A 20,504-nucleotide genomic window follows, 5' to 3' on the forward strand; every position below is an offset into this window, starting at 1 on the left:
CCTTATTCAGCCGGGACTGCGCTGTTCGTGGCCTCAACGGCCGGCGAACGTTTCACAGTCATCCAGAGGTTATAGCACATGATAATTGCACCCGAGAGGAACATGACCCCACCCAGACCGCGCACCACATACATCGGCAGCTTGGCCGCCACAGTGTCGGCAAACGAGTTCACGAGGAAACCATTGGCATCGACTTCGCGCCACATCAGGCCTTCCATGATCCCCGTCACCCACATGGAAGCGGCGTAGAGAATGATACCGATGGTCGCGAGCCAGAAGTGCCAGCTTACAAGGCTGAGCGAATAGAGCCGCTCACGGTTCCAGAGCTTGGGCACAAGGAAGTAGAGCGCGCCAAAGGTGATCATCCCGTTCCAGCCAAGCGCACCGGAATGCACATGCCCGATGGTCCAGTCGGTGTAATGGCTCAGACTGTTGACCGCGCGGATCGACATCATCGGCCCTTCAAAGGTAGACATGCCGTAGAACCCGATTGAGATCACCATCATCCGGATCACCGGATCGGTGCGCAGCTTGTCCCATGCGCCCGAGAGCGTCATCAGACCGTTGATCATGCCACCCCAGGACGGCATCCACAGCACGATCGAGAACACCATGCCAAGGGTCGAGGCCCAGTCCGGCAGCGCCGTGTAGTGCAGATGGTGCGGACCGGCCCAAATATAAATAAAGATAAGCGCCCAGAAGTGGATGATCGACAGCTTGTAGCTATAAACCGGGCGCTCCGCCTGCTTTGGCACAAAGTAATACATCATGCCAAGGAAACCTGCGGTCAGGAAAAAGCCTACGGCGTTGTGCCCGTACCACCACTGCGTCATGGCATCCTGCACGCCCGAAAAGACCTGCACCGATTTAGAGCCAAAGATCGACACCGGAATGCTCAGGTTGTTCACCACATGCAACATCGCGACGGTGATGATAAACGACAGATAGAACCAGTTGGCCACATAGATATGCGGCTCCTTGCGCTTGACGATCGTTCCCAGAAACACAGCCAGATAGGCCAACCAGACAACCGTCAGCCAGAGATCGACATACCATTCGGGTTCGGCATATTCCTTGGATTGCGTGGCACCCAGCAGATAGCCCGTGGCCGCCAGCACGATCACCAGCTGATAGCCCCAGAACACGAACCAAGCAAGGTTACCCCCCCAGAGGCGCGCCGCACTTGTGCGCTGCACAACATAAAAAGAAGTTGCGATCAGCGCGTTACCGCCAAAGGCAAAAATTACCGCCGAGGTGTGCAGCGGACGCAGCCGACCAAAATTTGCATATCCCTGCGCCCAATCGAAATTGAGCTGCGGAAAGGCAAGTTGAAAGGCAATGAACGTACCTGCGAGAAATCCGACAACGCCCCAAAGACATGTTGCGATCACCCCGGCGCGAACGACGCCATCCATATATTCACCCGACAGGTCCGTTCGGGCCGTTGGTTCATCGGTGTGGCGTAGTATCCACAAAAATAACCCACCCGACACCAGCGCGACCGTCAGCGCATTAACCAGATAGGCCAGATCGCGCGCATAATTGGCCGCGATCAACGCCAGAAGCGTGATCAGACCAAGCGCGACCAGCTTGATATAATTCGTCATGTTGCGTCCCTTCGTCTTTTTCTGCCCGAGTCGCCCTGACCCGCGCAGGCGCGTTAGACTGTGCCCGTAATGCTTGGGTCGGTCTCAACTATCCTTGATCTGTATCAAAACGCGCATGTTGATCGTTTGATCCGCGTCAAGGCACCCCAGTCATTACACTCATAAGGTGACATAACGTGCAACACATTCAAAGGAATGCGACATGACATACAACAGCCTGTTTTCTGTGTTGACCGATGAGTCTCTGGTTGAGGAAGCCCTCTCTCACGCCATGGCCACGGCAACTCAGCATGACGCACATCTCGATGTGCTCTGCCTTGGCGTAGATCGAAGCCAGTCTGGGTATTATTATTCTGGCGCCAGCGCCATCGTGCTTCAGGAAACCATCGCCCGCGCACAAGAAGAGGGCGCGGCCATTGAGGCCAAGGCGCGTGCCGTGCTTAAAAATTCATCATTGCGGTGGGGCATTGAAAGTGGTGTCTCTCAACTGGCCGATCTGGGACGCCATGTGGCCGCGCGGGCGCGGTTTTCCGATTTGGTGATTCTGCCACAGCCCTATGGCACCGGGCGCGGTTCCGAACTCGAACCAGTCACCGAATCGGCGTTGTTTGAGGGGGGCACGCCCGTTCTGATCGCGCCGACCGGCGGCAAGCCTGTGCCCAATCCCAACCGAATCATGGTCGGTTGGAACGAAAGCAGCGAAGCTTTGGGCGCGGTGCGTGCCGCCCTGCCCCTGCTCAGAGAGGCCGATGTGGTGCATGTGGTGGTGATCGATCCCCCCTCCCACGGGCCGAACCGCTCCGACCCCGGCGGGCTCTTGTCGCAATTCCTCTCGCGTCACGGCGTCAAGGTCGAGATCGACGTGCTTTCGAAAACCCTGCCGCGCGTCTCGGACGTGCTCTTGCGCCATGTGCGCGACATGGATGCCGATTTGGTGGTGATGGGAGCCTACGGCCACTCGCGCTTCCGCGAGGCGATCTTTGGCGGTGCCACGCGCTATATGCTGGAACAGGCCACCGTGCCGGTCTTCATGGCGCATTAGACTCGGGAACACCCGCCCCAGGCCTGATCCGGGGCGGGTGTTTCAGTTGACCACACTATACCTGAGAATGCGTTTTCTTGGTCGATCATGACACCCTGCACAAACCTGCTTATGCCGGATTGGGGGCCAGCCCCCAAACCCCCGAGGTATTTCTGGCCAGATGAAGCGGCAAGGCAGGTGCCTGACCTCAGACCAACATGCCGCCGTCGCTGTCATCCCCGGCCTCTTCCAGCAGGCGGTTGAAGTCAGGAATGGTCACACGGCGCTTGCCTTCAAGCTCGATCACCCCGTCCTTTTTCAGCGCCGAGACCTGTCGGCTCACCGTTTCCAGCGTCAAGCCCAGATAATCCGCCATCGCCTCGCGTGTCAGCGGCAGGTCAAACACCAGCGGCCCACGCGTGCCGTTCATGTTGAGCGTGGCATCGCGCCGCGCGATGATCGCCATCAACGAGGCGATTTTTTCGCGCGCGGTCTTGCGGCCAAGGACCAGCATCCATTCGCGCGCGGCATCCAGTTCGTCCAGCGTCATTTCAAGCAGGCGCTGCGCGATATGTGGCGTCCGCGCCAATATCTCTTCAAACGGTTTCTTGCGGAAACAGCACATGACGATATCCGTCACCGCCACCACATCATAGGCAGCACTGTCGCGCCCCGGACGGCCCACAAAATCACTGGGCAACAGCAACCCCACCATCTGAGTGCGCCCGTCTTCCATCGTCTGGGTGAGCGTGGCAATCCCCGACACCACCGAGCCCACAAAATCCATCGGATCGCCAGACCAGATCAGCGTCTGACCCGATTCGTAGCTGCGATAGTACTTAATCTGATCCAGCAGTTCCAATTCATCGGATTCACAGCGCGCGCAGACGGCCCGATGTCGGATTGGGCAATCACCGCATTGCTGCGGTACGAGCGAAGCTTTCTCTTTCAACATTGGGCGTTCACTTTTCGGGGCGCTTCAGGGGGCGGTTGATTTAAATCAATGCAAGCCGGTCTCTTTTTTTCAATCGTAGGCGTATGGATACAAAAACTCAACTAGGCAAACTGGGTCTCTTTGACGCCAAAGTGCCACGCTACACCAGCTACCCGACCGCACCTCACTTTGATCGCACTGTGGGGTCGGATCATTTTAGCAACTGGATCAACGAGATACCAGAGGGCGCGGAGATTTCTCTCTATGTGCATGTGCCGTTCTGTCGGCGGCTCTGCTGGTTCTGCGCCTGTCGAACACAAGGCACACTATCCGATGCGCCCGTGGCCGCCTATCTTGAGACGCTGAAGACCGAGATCGCAATGCTGGGCCAGCACCTGCCGCGCGGCGTGCGCCTGTCCCGCCTGCATTGGGGGGGCGGCACGCCCACCCTGCTCTCGCCCGGTATGATGAGTGAATTGGCCGGTGCCATCCGCGACATCGCCCCTTTTACCGATGCCACCGAGTTTTCGGTCGAGATCGACCCGAACGAGATCGACGGCCCACGTCTTGATGCGCTGGCACGCGCAGGCATGAACCGCGCCTCAATCGGGGTGCAGGATTTTGACGAACAGATCCAACAAAGTATCGGTCGGATGCAAGGCTATGACATCACCCGCCAAGCTGTAGACGAGATCCGCGCGCGTGGCGTCAGGAGCCTCAACGCCGATATCCTCTATGGCCTGCCACATCAGAATCAGACACGCATCACCGAGAGCGTGCAGAAACTCTTGTCGCTCAATCCCGACCGCGTGGCGCTCTATGGTTATGCGCATGTGCCTTGGATGGCCAAGCGGCAACAGATGATCCCCTCGGATGCCCTGCCCACGCCGCAGGAACGTCTGGCGCTGTTCGAGACCGCGCGCCACCTGTTTCTCTGGGACAATTATGATGAAATCGGCATCGACCATTTCGCCATCGCCTCCGACGGGCTGAGCGTGGCACAAAAGGCCGGGCTGTTGCGCCGCAATTTCCAAGGCTATACCGACGATACCGCCGAGGTACTGATCGGTGTAGGCGCCTCCTCTATCTCGCGCTTTCCACAGGGATATGCCCAGAATGCGGCCGCCACCGGCGCCCATACCGGTGCCATCCGCGAAGGCCGCTTCTCAACCACGCGGGGCCATGTCTTTTCTCCCGAGGACAAGATGCGCGCGCGGATGATCGAGATGCTGATGTGCGATTTCCGCATTGATAGCGCCGAAATCTTTCGCGATTTTGATATCCCCGCCGCAGAGTTGCAGGCGATGCTATCCGCCGTGGAACGTCGGTTTGACGGGCACTTGGCCCTCGACGCCGCCGGTCTCACCATCCCGCCCGAAGCACGGCCTCTGACCCGCATGATCGCGCGCCAGTTCGACGCCTATGAGATGAACGAGCAGGGACACAGTTCGGCAATCTGAGGGGTCAGGCTTCGGCGCGCCCCTCAAGCGCTGCCGCCAACAGCTTGCGCGCATAATTGGTCTGCGGCGCAGTAAACAGCGCCTCGGCCTCACCAGCCTCGACCACATCGCCGTCCTTCATTACCAGCACCCGGTGGCTCATGGCGCGCACCACATGCAGGTCGTGACTGATAAAGAGATAGGCCAGCCCGTATTTCACCTGCAAGGCGCGCAGGAGATCGACGATCTGCACTTGCACGGTCATATCAAGCGCGCTCGTCGGCTCATCCAGCACCACCAGCTTGGGCCGCAGGATCATGGCACGCGCAATCGCAATGCGCTGTCGCTGCCCACCTGAAAATTCATGCGGATAGCGGTCCATCATGCCGGGGTTCAACCCGACTTCTTCCATCACCTCGGCCACCAACTCGCGCTCGGGTCGCCGATCTGGGTTGCCATGCACGCCCAGCCCCTCGGCAATGATCTGCGCGGCGGTCATACGGGGGCTGAGGCTGCCGAACGGGTCTTGAAACACGATCTGCATTTCGGCCCGACGCTTGCGCAGCTCTCGCGTCGACCAGCCATGCACATCCTGCCCGGCAAAGCGGATCTTTCCCTCGGACCCAATCAACCGCATGATTGCCAGCGCCAATGTGGTCTTGCCCGAGCCGGATTCACCCACAATTCCCAATGTCTCGCCCGCACGCACCCGCAGGCTGGCGGCATTGACCGCCTTCACATGACCCACTGTGCGTTTCAGAAACCCTTTCTGGATCGGGAACCAGACGCGCAAATTCTCGGTCTCTGCCACCACACCCGCATCGTCTGGAACGGGCGCGGGCACGCCCACCGCCCGCGCCCCCAAGAGCTTGCGGGTATACGCATGCTTGGGCGCGGCAAAGACATCTGCCACCGGCCCGCTCTCAACGATCTCACCATCCTTCATCACGCAGACCCGGTCAGCAATGCGCTGCACGATCCCCAGATCATGCGTGATGAACAAAAGACCCATGCCCTCTTCACGTTTCAATTCCGCGAGCAGTTCCAGAATCTGCGCCTGAATGGTCACATCAAGCGCGGTCGTCGGCTCATCCGCAATCAGGATGTCTGGCTTGTTGGCCAGCGCCATCGCAATCATCACCCGCTGTCGCTGTCCGCCCGACAATTGATGCGGATAGGCCCCCAGACGGCTTGCAGCCTCGCGGATACCCACGCGCTCCAGCAACTCCACGATCCGTCCCTGCGCCGCCGCACCGGTTAATCCCTGATGCAATTCAAGGCTTTCGCGCAGTTGTTTTTCGAGCGTGTGCAGCGGGTTGAGCGATGTCATCGGCTCTTGAAAGATAAAGCTGATGTCGTTGCCGCGCACATTGCGCAGACGCCGGTCATCAGCGCCGATCATCTCTTGCCCGTCATAAAGCACAGAGCCGGTAACCTCTGCCGATGCCCCCAACAGCGACACGGTCGAGAGCGCCGTCACCGATTTGCCCGATCCGCTCTCGCCCACCAGTGCAACGGTCTCGCCCCGGTCCAGAGCAAACGACACCCCCTTGACCGCCGGGATCACCTGCCCGTCCTGCCTGAAACTGATCCGCAGGTCTTTGACCTCAAGCACACTCATTCAAAGGTCTTTCTGGGGTCAAAGGCATCGCGTACGCCTTCAAAGATGAAAACGAGCAGCGACAGCATGATGGCAAAGGCGAAAAAGGCGGTAAACGCGAGCCACGGCGCTTGCAAGTTCTGCTTGGCCTGCAAGGTCAACTCTCCCAATGAGGGCGAGGACGACGGCAGACCAAAGCCCAGAAAATCAAGGCCCGCCAACAACGATATCGTGCCAGTGATTACAAAGGGCAGCATGGTCAGCGTCGCCACCATCGCATTTGGCAGCATATGGCGGAACATGATCGTCAGGTTGCTGACCCCCAGCGCTTTGGCCGCGCGCACATACTCAAGATTGCGCGCACGCAGGAATTCTGCCCGCACCACACCCACAAGAGCCATCCAGCCAAAGAGCACGGTAATCACCACCAACAGCCAGAAACTTCGGGGCAGGATCGCAAAGAGGATGATGATCACATAGAGCTGCGGTGTGGATGACCAGATTTCGATGATCCGCTGAAAAATCAGATCTGTGCGCCCACCAAAATAACCCTGCACAGCCCCCGCCGCGATACCAACCACCGAAGACAACGCCGTCACGATCAGCGTGAACAGCACCGACAGCCGGAAACCATAAATCACCCGCGCCAGCACGTCGCGCTTGGTGTCATCAGTGCCCAGCCAATTTTGCGCATTGGGCGGCAAAGGGGCCGCGCCCGGGCGGTCCACCGTTGTGTTGTAGCTATAGGGAATGACCGGCCAGATCGCCCAGCCCTTGTCAATCGCTTCCCCCTCGACCACCCCATCCTCGGCATCCGCAATGACACCTTCGGGATCGTCGAAACAGATATCCAGCCCTCCCGACGCGATCAGGCAGCGCACTTCGGGATCACGGTAAATCGCCTCGGTCTCGAAATCGCCACCGAACGCCGTTTCAGGGTAAAACCTGAAAATCGGCATATAAAACTCGCCCCGATATTGCAGCAGGATCGGTTTATCATTGGCCACGAACTCGGCAAAGAGCGTGACGGTGAACACGAGGGAAAATAGGATCAGCGACCAGAACGCCCGGCCATTGCGACGGAAATTGCGCCAGCGGCGTTGATTGAGCGGCGACAGGCGGATCATGATCTCAGCCCTCCCGCTTTTCAAAGTCGATGCGCGGATCAACCAGCACATACATCAGATCGCTCAGGATACCGACCACCAGACCGATCAGACCGAACAGAAACAGCGTGCCAAACATCACCGGATAATCGCGCCCGACCGCCGCCTCGAACCCTAACCGCCCCAACCCATCGAGACTGAAAATCGTCTCGATCAAAACTGAGCCGCCAAAGAACACCCCGATGAACACCGCCGGAAAGCCCGCGATCACAATGAGCATGGCATTGCGGAACACATGGCCATAGAGCACCCGACGCTCGGACAACCCCTTGGCCCGCGCAGTCATTACATAATGTTTCTTGATCTCGTCCAGAAAACTGTTCTTGGTCAGCAGCGTCAGCGTGGCGAATGCCGAAATCGTCGAGGCGATAACCGGCAGGGCGATATGCCAGAGGTAATCGCCGATCTTGCCCAATAGGCTCAACTGCTCGAAATTGTCTGAGGTGAGGCCGCGCAGCGGGAATATCTGAAAATAACTGCCCCCCGCGAACAGCACCAACAGCATGATTGCAAAGAGAAACGCCGGAATCGCATAGGCCACAATGATCACGCCAGAGGTCCAAGTGTCAAACTTGGTGCCATCACGCACGGCCTTGGCCACGCCCAGTGGGATCGACACGATATAGGCGATCAGCGTGGACCACAGACCAAGCGTGATGCTGACCGGCATTTTCTCCAGCACCAGATCCAGCACTTCGATCTTGCGGAAATAGCTCTCTCCAAAATCGAACCGCATGTAATTCCACATCATGCTGAAAAACCGCTCCAATGGCGGTTTATCAAGGCCGAATTGCTCTTCCAATTCCTTGATCAGTTCCGGCGGCAGCCCCCGCGCCCCGAGGTATTGATCATTGCCTCCGGCGGCGCCTACCATCTCTTGCCCGGTGTCTGCGCCAGAACCCGAAAAGCTCTCGAACACATTGCCTTGCCCTTGCATGTTGGCAATCATCTGCTCGACCGGGCCACCCGGTACGAATTGCACGAGGGCAAAGTTGATAACCATGATGCCAAAGAGCGTGGGCACGATCAGCAACAGCCGTCGCAGAATATAGGCCCCCATGTCAGTGGCTCCCCCGGATCACAGCGCGCCCGCAGCCTTGAGCGCCTCGGCTTTGTCGGCGTCATACCACCAGAAATCCAGCACGCCCGCCGCATAGGGCGGCAGCGGATCAGGGTAGGCATACATATCCCAATAGGCGACCCAGCTTTTGTCCAGATACCATGTCGGGATCATGAAAAACTCATAGCGCAAGGCCCGGTCCAGCGCCGTCAGGGCCACGTCCTGCTCTTCCGTGCTGCCCGACTCGAGCGCGCGGTCGATTATTGCATCCACCATCGGGCTTGCCAGACCGGCGGGGTTGAACAGGCTGAACGCGGCCTCTTGGCTGCCATACCTCTGATGCAGCCCGGTGCCGGCCTCTAGAAACGCCACATAGCTGTCAAAAATCAGATCATAATCGCGATCCCGCTCACGGGCGGTGTATTGCGCGGCGTCGATCTTGTCGAACTTGGCGTCAATCCCCATCAATTGCAGGTTGCTGACGAAACTCTCGACCACCGCCGACATGGTGGCGGAACCAGAGGCGGAAATCGGAATCTCGATCTTGAGCACGTCACCAGCCGCATTACGGCGCTGGCCGTCACTGCCCACGGGCCAGCCTGCCTCATCCAACAGGTTCATCGCCGCACGCAGATTGCGCCGGTCATTCAGCCGCTCACCATTCGATGTGTGCGCCATCACCGCCGGTGCGGTCAGCATATCTTCGGGGACCAGATCGCCGAGGGATTTGAGCAACTCCAATTCCGCCCCCTGAGGCACGCCCTTGGCCTCTAGCGGTGTATCCTGCACAAAAGAGTTGCGCTGCCGAAACAGCCCGTATTGCAGCGAAGCATTGGTCCATTCGAAATTGAACCCCAGAGCAATCGCTTGGCGCACCCGTTTATCCTGCAACACCTCGCGGCCCAGATTGAACACAAAACCCGACGGCGTCGGCGGCAAGCCGTCGGGCAGTTCCGCCTTGACCACATGGCCTGCATTGGCCGCCGGGAAATCATATCCTGTGGCCCATGTCTTGGAATTGCCCTCTGGCCGGAACGTGTAAATCCCCGCCTTGAACGCCTCAAAGGCCGCATTGTCATCCGCGAAATACTCGATCCGGATACGGTCGAAATTGTGCCGGCCCTTGTTGATCGGCAAATGCCAGCCCCAATAGTCCGGGTTGCGCTCATACACGATGTTACGATTCACGTCATAGCTCTTGACCTGATAGGGACCGGATCCCGGCGCCGCCTCCAGCCGTGGCTCATCCAGCCGCGCGCCTGTTTCCTCATACCATTTGCGCGGAAAAACCGGCGTTCCACCCACCTGATCAATCAGCGACCGCCGTGAAATCCCTTCGGCAAAGGTAAACTTGACCCGGTGATCATCCAGCGCTTCGGCACTCAGCACCCTGCGCTTGACCGCATCGGCATAGGATTTCAGCCCCTGCTCCAGAAAGAGATTGTGCGAGAAAACCACATCATGCGCCGTGACCGGCGTGCCGTCGGCAAACTTGGCCTCGGGACGCATGTGGAAAATCACCCAAGTCTTGCCCGCGTCATACTCCAGCCGCTCCGCCAAGAGACCGTAACCCTCGTTATACCGATCCCCCGGCAATGGTTCGCCACTGGCCTCAGAGGCCCCCAAGAGACTCTCGTAAACCATCCAAGACAGCCGCCCGGCGCGACCCTTGCGCGAATAGGGGTTCATCGAGTCGAACGTGCCCGGCGCATAGAGCGAGATTTCGCCGCCCTTGGGGGCGTCCGGGTTTACATAATCGAAATGCGGATAATCGGCAGGGTATTTCAGATCGCCATAAAACGAATACCCGTGCGACGTGATGATCTCTTCCTCGGCCCAGGCCGCCTGTGCGATCAGCACAGCGATTGACAGTCCCGCCAAGGCCAACAGTGCGCGCGCCAGCACAAATCCTGAATGTGTCCGGGCCTCGGCCAAGGTTTGCTGTCTGGTCATCACATCCTCCTCCTGCCGCACCCATTATCTGGTGCTTGATCCGTCGCTGGCAAGCTAAGGAGGGGGCGCGGGTTGTTCAAGCTCCGATCCAGTCCTCTGCCCATGAAAAAGGCCGCCGCCCTCGGGGGGCAGCGGCCTCTCGCAAATGTGACGCGGCTTAGTTGCCAGCGCTTTGCAGGTAACCGATCAGGTTGGCGCGGTCCTGCTCATCCTTGAGCCCCGGAAAGCCCATGCGGTTGCCGGGGGCAAATGCACGCGGGTTCTCGATCCAGCTGCTCAGCTTTTCAACAGTCCATGTACCGTCCAGCCCCTTGAGCGCATCGGAATAGGTGAAACCGTCAACGCTGGCAATGTCACGCCCGACCACATCATGGAGGGATGGCCCAGCGCCGTTCTTACCGTCTTCCAGCTTGTGGCATGCACCGCAGCGGCGGAACAGTTTTTCACCGGCGGCCAAATCAGCCGCAGCGACCAGCGCTGCAAAATCCGACCCGCCGGCTTCTGCGGCGGCAGGTTCCGCAACGGCGGGGGCGGCTTCTGCCGCAGCAGGCTCCACAGCGGCAGCAGCTTCCTCAGCGGCGGGTGCGGCTTCTGCCGCAGGTTCTTCAACAGCAGCAGGCTCTGCTGCCGCTTGTTCAACTGCGGTCTCAGCTGCGGCGGCCTCTTCAACCGGCATTTCGAATGTCGTGCCATCGGTCTGATCAAGATAGGCGATCAGGTCGGCGCGATCCTCGGCCTTGCGCATCCCCGCATAACCCATCGTGGTGCCGGGCGCATACCCTTTGGGGCTCTCAAGAAAACCATTCAACTCGACCGGGGTCCAGACCTGCGCAACCTCGGTCAGCGCGCCCGAATAGGATCCATAGCTGTCAACCGATCCGACATTCCGACCGACCACACCATAGAGATACGGGCCCGCCTTGTTTTCGCCCTGTACCACCGAGTGACACGCGGCACAGTTGCGAAACAGTTTTTCGCCATTCACCGGATCAGCCGCAGCCATCAGCGCACCGATGCTCGGGCCTTCGTCCACGGCCGCTTCCGAGGCCCCGTCGTCGCCAGTATCGACCACATAACCCTGCGCGTGATCGTCGCCGTGACCGCCGCCTGTCGAGTAGATCGACTCTGCCGCCCAATTGCCCAAAAGGAACACCAGCAGCGCGCCACACAGCGCGCCAGCGGTCTTTGTCATTGTCATTGTGTCGAACATAGGCCCGTTTCCATTTGATCCGTCGTTGGCCGCGTATCTATCCGCTTCCCCTACCGGCGCGCAAGGTGTAGTTTCCGCGACCAAACGCCCGAGAGGGCCAAAAACACGGAAAATCGCAGATGACCAACCGCATCGCCTTTCAGGGAGAGCCCGGCGCCTACTCACATCAGGCCTGTGCCGAGACCTATCCCACGATGGAGGCTATGCCCTGTCGCACCTTTGAGGATGCAATTTCAGCGGTGCGCGAGGGTCAGGCCGATCTGGCGATGCTACCCGTGGAAAACTCCACCTTTGGCCGCGTGGCCGACATTCACCACCTCTTGCCCGAATCGGGTCTGCACATCGTGGCAGAGGCATTCGTGCGGGTGCATATCAATCTTTTGGCCCTGCCCGGCATCCGACTCGATGAAATTGAGTGCGCGATGAGTCACACGATGCTCTTGGGTCAGTGCCGTGCCTTTTTGGAACGGCACGGCATCCACCGGATCACCGGTGCGGATACCGCAGGTTCTGCCCGTCATGTGGCCGAGGCCAAACAGCCGGAAATGGCAGCACTCGCCAGCGAGCTTGCGGGTGAAATCTATGGTCTCGACGTCATCGCCCGCCATATCGAGGATCAGGGCAACAACACCACGCGATTCCTTGTAATGGCGCGAGAGCCCGATTTTTCGCGGCGTGGCGATGACGGGATGATGACGACATTTGTCTTTCAGGTGCGCAACATCCCCGCCGCACTCTACAAGGCCATGGGCGGCTTTGCCACCAACGGGGTCAACATGACCAAACTCGAGAGCTATATGGTCAGCGGGTCATTCACCGCGACCCAGTTCTACGCAGACATAGAGGGCCATCCCGATGATCCATCGGTTGCCCGCGCTCTGGATGAACTGGATTATTTCACGTCGAACGTCACAATTCTGGGCGTCTACCCCGCCGATCCGCGCAGGCACGATTCCGACTGATCCCTGTCAGGCGGATTGCTGGTAACGTTCTTCGACCTCCATCGCGTATTCGGCCACCCGGACCTTGAACCGCTTGGTCAGATTGCTGCGCGCCAGCTTGAGCGATTGCATCATCAACCGCGCAGCCAGACTGCGCGGCTGCAGAACCAGTGTCACGCTCATCCGTGTGCGCCCGCGCGAGAGCGCAACCAAATCCGCAATCATCTGCCCCTCTATCGAGGCCGACACCAACCCAAGGGTGATCCCATTGGGCGGATCATACTCGGCCACATTGACATCAAGCGTGCGCTGCTTGCCCCGCAGCTTAAAAACCGCATGCCAGCTCACGCCGACCCCCGGCGCTCTTAAGGTGTCGGTGCGCTTGATATCCGCACCTCGCCGTAGGGCAGATCGCTCAAAACCCTGAAAGTCGGTGATCTCCGCGAACACCCGCTCAATCGGAGCCTCGATATCTTCCTTGCTGGTAAATTGCATCCCCAGACCGCCCTTGTGTTTTTGTTATCGTTTTGTGCCCAACATCATTGTTGCGTCAATCCAGACAGTCAGCAAGCCAGTTCTCAAGCAGGAAATGCGCAATCGCCCCCTTGCGCGCCGGCAAGAGGAACGGATGCTCTCCGGCAAAGGCCGACAGGATGTCCTCGCGGCTCATCCAGAGCGCGTCTTCGATTTCGTTGGGGTCAATGGTGATCTCATCGCTTAACGCCTCGCCCCGGCAGCCGAACATCAGCGAGGCCGGAAACGGCCAAGGCTGACTTGCCAGATAGCTGACCCGTCCCACCTTGATGCCCGCCTCTTCCCAGACTTCGCGACGAACCGCCGCCTCAATGGTCTCGCCCGGCTCGATAAACCCGGCCAAGAGCGAATACATCCCCTCTGGCCAACTCGGTGATCGCCCCATCAAGACAGAATTTCCACGGGTTATCAGCATGATAACCACCGGATCGGTGCGCGGGAAATGCTGACCTCCACAATGATCGCAGGCGCGCTGCCAGCCCGCCCGGATCATCCGGCTTTCCTGACCGCAACGCGCGCAGAACCGATGCGTGACATGCCAGCCGAACACAGCCTTGGCGGTGGCCGCCAGTTCGGCATCACGCGGGCTGAGCCGGGTCATCACCCGCCGCAACTCGGCAAAGACAGTGGCCTCCGGCAGATCAGGATGCACCTGTTCGCTGGCATCAAGGAAGGTATCAAGCTGATCGGGCTCCAAACCGGGGGGCACCCAGGCCGAAATATCATGCGCTAGAATCAGAGCGCCACCCTCGTCGCGTCCCAAGAGGATTGGCGGCACCTTGTAGCGCGCCAGAACCGGATGATCCGGCGCAAGTTCGATCAGCGCATCCAGCGTTTCGGCACGCAACAGCGGCTTGCCACGCCACAGCACAATCGACCGCACGCGGCCCTCGGCCACCGCCGCCGTGATCGCGGCCTCGTTACCGCGCATTTCGTCCGCCCGGTCGAGCGCCGATCCGCCGAATGTCACACTCTCTGCATTCCGCATCGTCTGCCTCCCCTGTCTGCCCCTTCTACACAACGCCCCTGACTGCAAGACAAGCCCCAAGCAGCAGAAAGCACAGGCAAATCACAACTTTTGCAACTTATAGTGTATTGAAACCATTTCACGGCCATGCAACGCTTCCCAAGCCCAAGGCATATTTTGTAATGTTAGCTTGTGGATAAGGTTCTCAGTCAGCGGTCGCGCCGGGCACCGTAACCAGCATCAGAGCGTTTCCAATTTGACCACGTGTAACCCTCAGTTTCCGATACTGCCGCCCCGCGATACGGCCCTGCATCTGCGTCTTTTGCAGACGACGGATGTCCACGGCCATCTCCTACCCTACGATTACTTCACCAATCGGCCAGACTGCCCTTGGGGGCTGGCGCGTCTCGCCACGCTGATCCGCAGAGCCCGGTCAGAGGACGGAGCGGCCAACTGCCTGCTCTTTGACACTGGCGATTTCCTCCAAGGCACGGCGCTCACGGATCTGACCGCGCAACCCGGCAGCGGCTGGCAGGCTCCGCATCCGGTCATCGCCGCGATGAACCAGTTGGCCTATGACGCAGCCACACTTGGCAATCATGAGTTTAACTTTGGTCTCGACTGGCTGACGGGCACGCTGAGCCAAGCACGATTTCCACTGACCTGCTGCAATGTCATCACCAGCCGGGGCGACAGCCCGGCCAAGGATACCACGCTCTTGCCGCCCTATCTGCTACTGACCCGACAGATGCGCGATACCAGTGGGCAGCATCACACTCTGCGCATTGGCGTTCTTGGCCTCGTGCCGCCGCAAATCATGACATGGGATCACGCCCGGCTCTCGGGCCGCATTGATGTCCGCGACATGGTCGAGAGCGCACGCGATTGGGTGCCCGTGCTGCGGGCAGCCGGGGCTGACATCGTGATTGTGCTCGCCCATACCGGCGTGGATCCGGGCCCCGGTCGCCCAATGATGGAAAACGCCGCGAGGGCCCTCGCCCGCCTGCCCGGCATTGACGTCCTGCTTGCAGGTCACAGCCACAAACACTTTCCGGGACCGGATCATCACGGCATCACCGGGGCAGACACGGCAGCCGGTACTCTGCATGACACACCGTGCCTGATGGCCGGGTTTCGCGGGGACCATTTGGGTCAGCTTGATCTGACCCTGACCCGCAACGCAACAGGCGCGTGGAACATGACCAACCATCACGCAGCACTCCTCCCTGCCGCCAGTGCCCCGCCCTGCCCCACGCTCTGCGCCATGCTTGGGCCGGCTCATGCCCATACGCTGTCCCTCACCGCGCGTGAAATCGGCCGGACCGGTGCGCCGCTACACAGCTATCTGGCCCTCCTGCCCAACAATCTTGCTTTGCAACTTGTGAATGATGCGCAACGCGCAGCACTGGGCGATGCCCTCGCGGACAGCCCCTATTCCGACCTGCCGCTTCTGTCCGCCACAGCCCCCTTCAAAACCGGCGGGCACGGCGGCCCTTCGCATTTCACCGACATTCCCGAAGGCCCGCTGCGCCTGCGCAACATCGCCGATCTCTACGGCTTTCCCAACACACTGGCTGGCGTGCTGGTAACCGGGGCTGAATTGCACGACTGGCTGGAACGCGCCGCGATCTGCTTTCATCGCCTATCCCCTGAAAAGCCGGATCAACCGCTTCTTGATCCGGCAGTTCCGGGGCATGATTTCGACGTGATCGACGGTCTCAGTTACAGCATCGACCTGAGCCAGCCTGCGCGCTATGACCTCTACGGCGCGCTGAAACATCCCAAGGCCCAGCGCATCCACGATCTGCGCCATGCAGGTCAGCCCGTCATGGACAAAGACCGCTTTGTCGTCGCAACCAACAGCTACCGCGCGCACGGGGGCGGCCCGTTTGCACCTCTGGCAGAGCATGGTTTGATCTACTCTGGCACCCGGCCTGTGCGCGATCTCTTGGCCACTTACATTGCAGCGCGCGGATACATCAGGCCAGCATCCCGTCCCACATGGCGCTTTGTCCCCCTGCCGGGAACCACCGTGACGATAGAGACCGGCCCCGGCCTGCGCGCGCACCCTCAGGACATCACCGCCTTGGGCGCGACCGATCTCGGTCTGACCGAGGCAGGGTTTCTGCGCCTGCGCCTGCCTCTTAGCGCAGAGCAGCCAACCCTTGCACATCCCGAACCAGCGGCCTATATGATGCGGTGAGAGGTTGGCGCGGGCAGGCACCTCGCCAACCCGGTCAGATCCGGAAGGAAGCAGCCGTAACGAGCCTCGCTTGGGTCGTTGTCCAGCCTCTCACCCTCCCCATCTTAACCCTTCAAAGGTTCAAGCCTCTTACTGTCTGAGGTCAGCGCCCTTGGGGCAGATCTGAGACATCAGACACCGCAGGAATTTGACGTCTCCTAACGTCGGGATCGGAAAATCGGCGCCGGAACGCCCATACGTTACGCCGAAAGGCTAAGGTTGAACTTACTGATGCCTGGCACAGCAAGCTCTCAGGCCTTGGCCCCCTGCCCGCGCGCATACACGTCCTCGTAGCGGATAATATCATCCTCGCCGAGATAGCTGCCGGTTTGCACTTCGATCAGGACCATAGGCACCTTACCGGGATTTTCCATCCGGTGAGCAGCGCCGAGAGGGATATAGACAGACTGGTTTTCGCTCACCAGCTTGACCTCGTTATTGACGGTCACGCGGGCGGTGCCCTCAACCACGATCCAATGTTCCGAGCGGTGGTGATGGCTCTGCAGGCTAAGCGCTGCGCCGGGATGGACATGGATGCGCTTGACCTGAAACCGCGACCCCGACACGAGGCTCTCAAACCACCCCCAGGGGCGATAGTCACGCGGCAGGATTTCGGCCTGCGATGCGCCCTTGGCCTTGAGGACCGCCACCGCCTGCTTGACCTCTTGCGCCCGGTCCTTGTGCGCGACCAACACCGCATCCGGCATCGCGACGGCGATGATATCCTTCAGTCCGATCCCCACCAGCGCCTGCTGGCTGTCTTCGGCCCGCAACAGGCTGTCGGTGCAATCAACCGCCGTTGCCGGGCCCGAGGTGACCACGCCATCCGCATCTGGCCCGGCCTCGCGCCAGACCGCATCCCAGCCCCCCAGATCTGACCAACTGCCCCCATAGGGAACAACCGTCAGATTGCTGGCCTTTTCCATCACCGCATAGTCAATCGAGATATCGTCGCAGGCACTCCACGCCGCTGGCGCCAGACGCAGAAAACCCAGATCTTTTTCCGCCCCATCGAGCGCGGCCTGCACAGAGGCCAGCAAAGCCGGTTGATGGGTCTCAAAAGCGGCAAGGATCGCATCGGTGGAAAACAGGAATATCCCCGCATTCCAAAGATGCAGCCCCCCTGAGAGCAGCTTTTGTGCCGTGGCCGCGTCTGGCTTTTCAACAAAGCCCTTCAAAGGCTGTGCCACGGCAGCAAACGCCTCGCCCGGCGCGCTCGACAATGCCAGCCAGCCATAGCCTGTCTCAGCCCGGTCCGGCCGAATGCCAAAGGTCACAAGCTGCCCGGCCTCCGCCGCCGGAATTGCCGCCGAGACGGCCGCGCGAAACGCCTCGGCATCAGGAATAACGTGATCCGATGGCGCCACCAGCATCAGCGCACCGGGTTCGCGGGCATGCAGCGCTAATGCGCCTGCAAGGATCGCCGGCGCGGTATTCCGCCCCGAAGGTTCGATCAACGTGGCGGCGGCGGCGATTTCCACAGCGGCCAGCTGCTCTAACACGACAAAGCGGTAATCTGACGCGGTGATCACCATCGGCGCGGCGAAGCCCACCCCCGAAAGCCGCCGTGCCGAGGCCTGAAACAGGCTCTCGTTGCCGGTCAACTGGGTGAACTGTTTGGGATAGCTTTTGCGCGACAAAGGCCAGAGCCGGGTGCCAGAACCGCCGCAGAGCAAGAGCGGGTAAATATCCTGTGGCATGATCAAAACCTCCCTCAGCCCGCGTCAACCGCGAAAAGCGCCCAAATGCTCTCAAAACCATTGATAGGTGCCTGCAAGTCCCGCTTCAACCCCGTCACTTTGTGCAAGCATTTGGCACGCAGGAGTTTTAAGAGCCAAGCAACGCGCGACCTGATCCGACACCGGACCTTTCATGAGGTTCCACAGCCAATGGCCTCTGACCCAAGCAGCAACACGTCCGGGCCCCCGAGGTACCGACCAGAGACCGGCTTGCGCAATCACAGGACCAATGCGTGCGGTTGCCATCCTCTACCTACACGGAAACAGTCAAGATTCTCCGAAAAGTGATCAAACAAAGATGTTTCACACAGCATAAGCCCCGTGGTCTGTCACCAAAATCAAACGTCGTCACGCGGTGTTCGGGTCAGATCAGGGTTGTGATCCCAGATCGAATTGCGCATATATTATTCCGCCATTGAACAGCTTGGCATCAACGGTTGAGGGCCGACCAAATGGCCCCCAAGCGGCCGAGCGAGATGATCGACGTATCACCGGGCAACAAGGAAGTAAGAAAAACCGCTATGCTCGTCCCAACTCCCCATTCAGGCTCAGCGTTTCCTGTTCGCACACGATCAGATCGATTTTATTCGCGCAACGCGCGCCGTTGCAACGCCTCATACCGTCATGTCTAGGGTCCAGATATCCCGCCTCCAGAGAAACGATACCGCCTGAATGTCGACGCGCAAAATTGCGATATAAAGACGCGCCACAATGCAAAAATGTGCCTTCAAAGCCTAAAGTAAGCTTAAACCACACATATGAAAGATGATCGAGCGTATGCCCACACCCGCGCATCAACCAGAATTTCTGCCTCCCCAAGCGACCCGAATTGCTGTGATTGGATTGGGATATGTCGGCCTGCCTCTTGCTGCTGCATTGGGCAAAATTTACGACACGATTGGGTTCGATCTAAAAACCAACCGGGTTGTGGAACTCAACGCTGGCCATGACTCAACGGGCGAACTTGATGGGGCCACTCTCGCTGAAGCGTCAAAGCTTCGCTTTTCAAGCACCGAAGCCGATCTCGACACATGCAATGTCTTTATAGTTGCGGTCCCGACACCGGTGGACTCGTCCAGAAACCCCGACCTTACCCCGTTGATTTCTGCATCCAGCACAATTGGGCGGCATATCAGCCGTGGCGACGTTGTGATTTACGAATCGACCGTTTACCCCGGCGCCACCGAGGAAGAGTGCATTCCAGTCGTAGAAGCTGTCTCGGGCCTTAAATACAATCAGGACTTTTTCGCAGGATACAGCCCCGAGCGGATCAACCCCGGCGACAAGACACGCCCCCTGACCAAGATCACAAAGGTCACATCGGGCTCCACACCCGAAGTGGCGGAATTTGTCGATCAGCTTTACTCCAGCATTATCGAAGCTGGCACCTTCAGGGCCTCTTCGATCCGTGTGGCCGAAGCCTCGAAAGTCATCGAGAACACGCAGCGTGACGTGAACATCGCCCTGATCAACGAACTGTCGATCGTATTTTCACACCTCGGGATCGACACAAACGAGGTGCTGGACGCAGCCGCGACCAAATGGAACTTCATCCGCCTCAGCCCGGGTCTGGTGGGGGGGCACTGTATTGGCGTCGACCCGTATTACCTTGTTCATAAATCGATGGCAGTTGGCCATATCCCAGACATCATCCGAACCGCGCGCGAGATCAACGACGGCATGCCGCGAAATGCCGTCAACCGGCTGGTCAAGGCCATGATTCAGCGCGACTTGCGGGTCAAAGGCGCGAAGGTTCTCCTCGCTGGCTTTACGTTCAAGGAAAACTGCCCCGACACGCGAAACACGAAAGTAATCGATCTGGTCAGCAACCTCAGGTCTTATGGCATGGACATCGACATCGTGGACACATGGGCCGACCCTGCCGAGGTGCAAGAGGAATACGGCCAAACCATCTCGACCACTTTGCCCGAAACCGGCAGCTATGACGTCGTCATTCTGGCCGTTGCCCATAGCGATATGATCGAGGAGGGCGCGGCCCGCCTACGACGGCTGATGACAGCTGACGGTGTGCTCTTCGACATGAAGGCGGCGTTTTCGAAGGATCAAAGCGACCTGCGCCTTTGATGGGAG

15 protein-coding genes and 1 other RNA gene are annotated in these 20,504 nt (G+C 59.4%); 6 read left to right on the forward strand and 10 right to left on the reverse strand.

What is annotated here, in order from left to right:
- Positions 1–2: 2 nt before the first annotated feature.
- Positions 3–1,607 carry a cytochrome-c oxidase, cbb3-type subunit I gene (gene ccoN, locus ACN0SW_RS03195; protein ID WP_417726454.1) on the reverse strand — a complete coding sequence of 535 codons (1,605 nt, stop codon included), beginning with the start codon at positions 1,605–1,607 and terminating at the stop codon, positions 3–5.
- A 202-nt stretch (positions 1,608–1,809) separates the two neighbouring features.
- Here ccoN and ACN0SW_RS03200 point away from each other — a divergent pair, with 202 nt between their 5' ends.
- Positions 1,810–2,649, forward strand: coding sequence for a universal stress protein (locus tag ACN0SW_RS03200; protein WP_417726455.1), 840 nt, complete (start codon positions 1,810–1,812; stop codon positions 2,647–2,649).
- Positions 2,650–2,836: 187 nt separating this feature from the next.
- Here ACN0SW_RS03200 and fnrL read toward each other — a convergent pair whose 3' ends face one another.
- The gene (fnrL, locus tag ACN0SW_RS03205) at positions 2,837–3,583 is read right to left on the reverse strand and encodes a transcriptional regulator FnrL (RefSeq protein WP_417726456.1); all 747 of its coding nucleotides are present in this window, start codon (positions 3,581–3,583) and stop codon (positions 2,837–2,839) included.
- Positions 3,584–3,666: 83 nt separating this feature from the next.
- On the opposite strand from fnrL, the gene hemN reads away from it, so the two are divergent.
- Positions 3,667–5,022, forward strand: coding sequence for an oxygen-independent coproporphyrinogen III oxidase (gene hemN / locus ACN0SW_RS03210; RefSeq protein ID WP_417726457.1), 1,356 nt, complete (start codon positions 3,667–3,669; stop codon positions 5,020–5,022).
- Positions 5,023–5,026: 4 nt separating this feature from the next.
- Here the strand turns inward: hemN and ACN0SW_RS03215 are convergent, their stop codons facing one another.
- The 5 genes from ACN0SW_RS03215 to ACN0SW_RS03235 all read right to left on the reverse strand — a co-directional run bounded on the left by ACN0SW_RS03215 (position 5,027) and on the right by ACN0SW_RS03235 (position 11,990).
- Positions 5,027–6,622, reverse strand: a complete 1,596-nt coding sequence (locus tag ACN0SW_RS03215) for an ABC transporter ATP-binding protein (RefSeq protein ID WP_417726458.1) — start codon at positions 6,620–6,622, stop codon at positions 5,027–5,029.
- Positions 6,619–7,728: an ABC transporter permease gene (locus ACN0SW_RS03220; protein ID WP_417726459.1), complete on the reverse strand. Its 1,110-nt coding sequence runs from the start codon at positions 7,726–7,728 to the stop codon at positions 6,619–6,621. Before ACN0SW_RS03220 ends, ACN0SW_RS03215 begins: the two co-directional genes overlap by 4 nt.
- Before the next feature lie 4 nt (positions 7,729–7,732).
- Positions 7,733–8,827, reverse strand: coding sequence for a microcin C ABC transporter permease YejB (locus ACN0SW_RS03225; RefSeq protein ID WP_417726460.1), 1,095 nt, complete (start codon positions 8,825–8,827; stop codon positions 7,733–7,735).
- Positions 8,828–8,845: 18 nt separating this feature from the next.
- Entirely contained in the window at positions 8,846–10,780 is a 1,935-nt protein-coding gene (locus ACN0SW_RS03230; RefSeq protein ID WP_417726461.1) for an extracellular solute-binding protein, read from the reverse strand.
- 157 nt (positions 10,781–10,937) lie between these two features.
- On the reverse strand, positions 10,938–11,990 hold the full coding sequence (locus ACN0SW_RS03235) for a c-type cytochrome (RefSeq protein WP_417726462.1): 1,053 nt from the start codon (positions 11,988–11,990) through the stop codon (positions 10,938–10,940).
- Between the two features lie 119 nt (positions 11,991–12,109).
- On the opposite strand from ACN0SW_RS03235, the gene ACN0SW_RS03240 reads away from it, so the two are divergent.
- On the forward strand, positions 12,110–12,952 hold the full coding sequence (locus tag ACN0SW_RS03240) for a prephenate dehydratase (RefSeq protein ID WP_417726463.1): 843 nt from the start codon (positions 12,110–12,112) through the stop codon (positions 12,950–12,952).
- Positions 12,953–12,958: 6 nt separating this feature from the next.
- Here ACN0SW_RS03240 and ACN0SW_RS03245 read toward each other — a convergent pair whose 3' ends face one another.
- Positions 12,959–13,426, reverse strand: coding sequence for an SRPBCC family protein (locus ACN0SW_RS03245; protein WP_417726464.1), 468 nt, complete (start codon positions 13,424–13,426; stop codon positions 12,959–12,961).
- A gap of 55 nt (positions 13,427–13,481) precedes the next feature.
- On the reverse strand, positions 13,482–14,453 hold the full coding sequence (nudC, locus tag ACN0SW_RS03250) for an NAD(+) diphosphatase (RefSeq protein ID WP_417726465.1): 972 nt from the start codon (positions 14,451–14,453) through the stop codon (positions 13,482–13,484).
- A gap of 235 nt (positions 14,454–14,688) precedes the next feature.
- On the opposite strand from nudC, the gene ACN0SW_RS03255 reads away from it, so the two are divergent.
- Together ACN0SW_RS03255 and ffs are read left to right on the forward strand one after the other, a co-directional pair.
- The gene (locus tag ACN0SW_RS03255; RefSeq protein WP_417726466.1) at positions 14,689–16,635 is read left to right on the forward strand and encodes a bifunctional 2',3'-cyclic-nucleotide 2'-phosphodiesterase/3'-nucleotidase; all 1,947 of its coding nucleotides are present in this window, start codon (positions 14,689–14,691) and stop codon (positions 16,633–16,635) included.
- Positions 16,633–16,731: signal recognition particle sRNA small type (gene ffs / locus ACN0SW_RS03260), an RNA gene on the forward strand. The genes ACN0SW_RS03255 and ffs overlap by 3 nt, the downstream gene beginning before the upstream one ends.
- Positions 16,732–16,925: 194 nt before the next feature.
- Here ffs and ACN0SW_RS03265 read toward each other — a convergent pair.
- Complete coding sequence (locus ACN0SW_RS03265) at positions 16,926–18,374, reverse strand: mannose-1-phosphate guanylyltransferase/mannose-6-phosphate isomerase (RefSeq protein WP_417726467.1); 1,449 nt, start codon at positions 18,372–18,374, stop codon at positions 16,926–16,928.
- 804 nt (positions 18,375–19,178) lie between these two features.
- Here ACN0SW_RS03265 and ACN0SW_RS03270 point away from each other — a divergent pair.
- On the forward strand, positions 19,179–20,498 hold the full coding sequence (locus tag ACN0SW_RS03270) for a nucleotide sugar dehydrogenase (RefSeq protein WP_417726468.1): 1,320 nt from the start codon (positions 19,179–19,181) through the stop codon (positions 20,496–20,498).
- Positions 20,499–20,504 lie beyond the last annotated feature (6 nt).

This window comes from Roseovarius sp. (assembly GCF_048262375.1).
GTDB lineage: Bacteria > Pseudomonadota > Alphaproteobacteria > Rhodobacterales > Rhodobacteraceae > Roseovarius.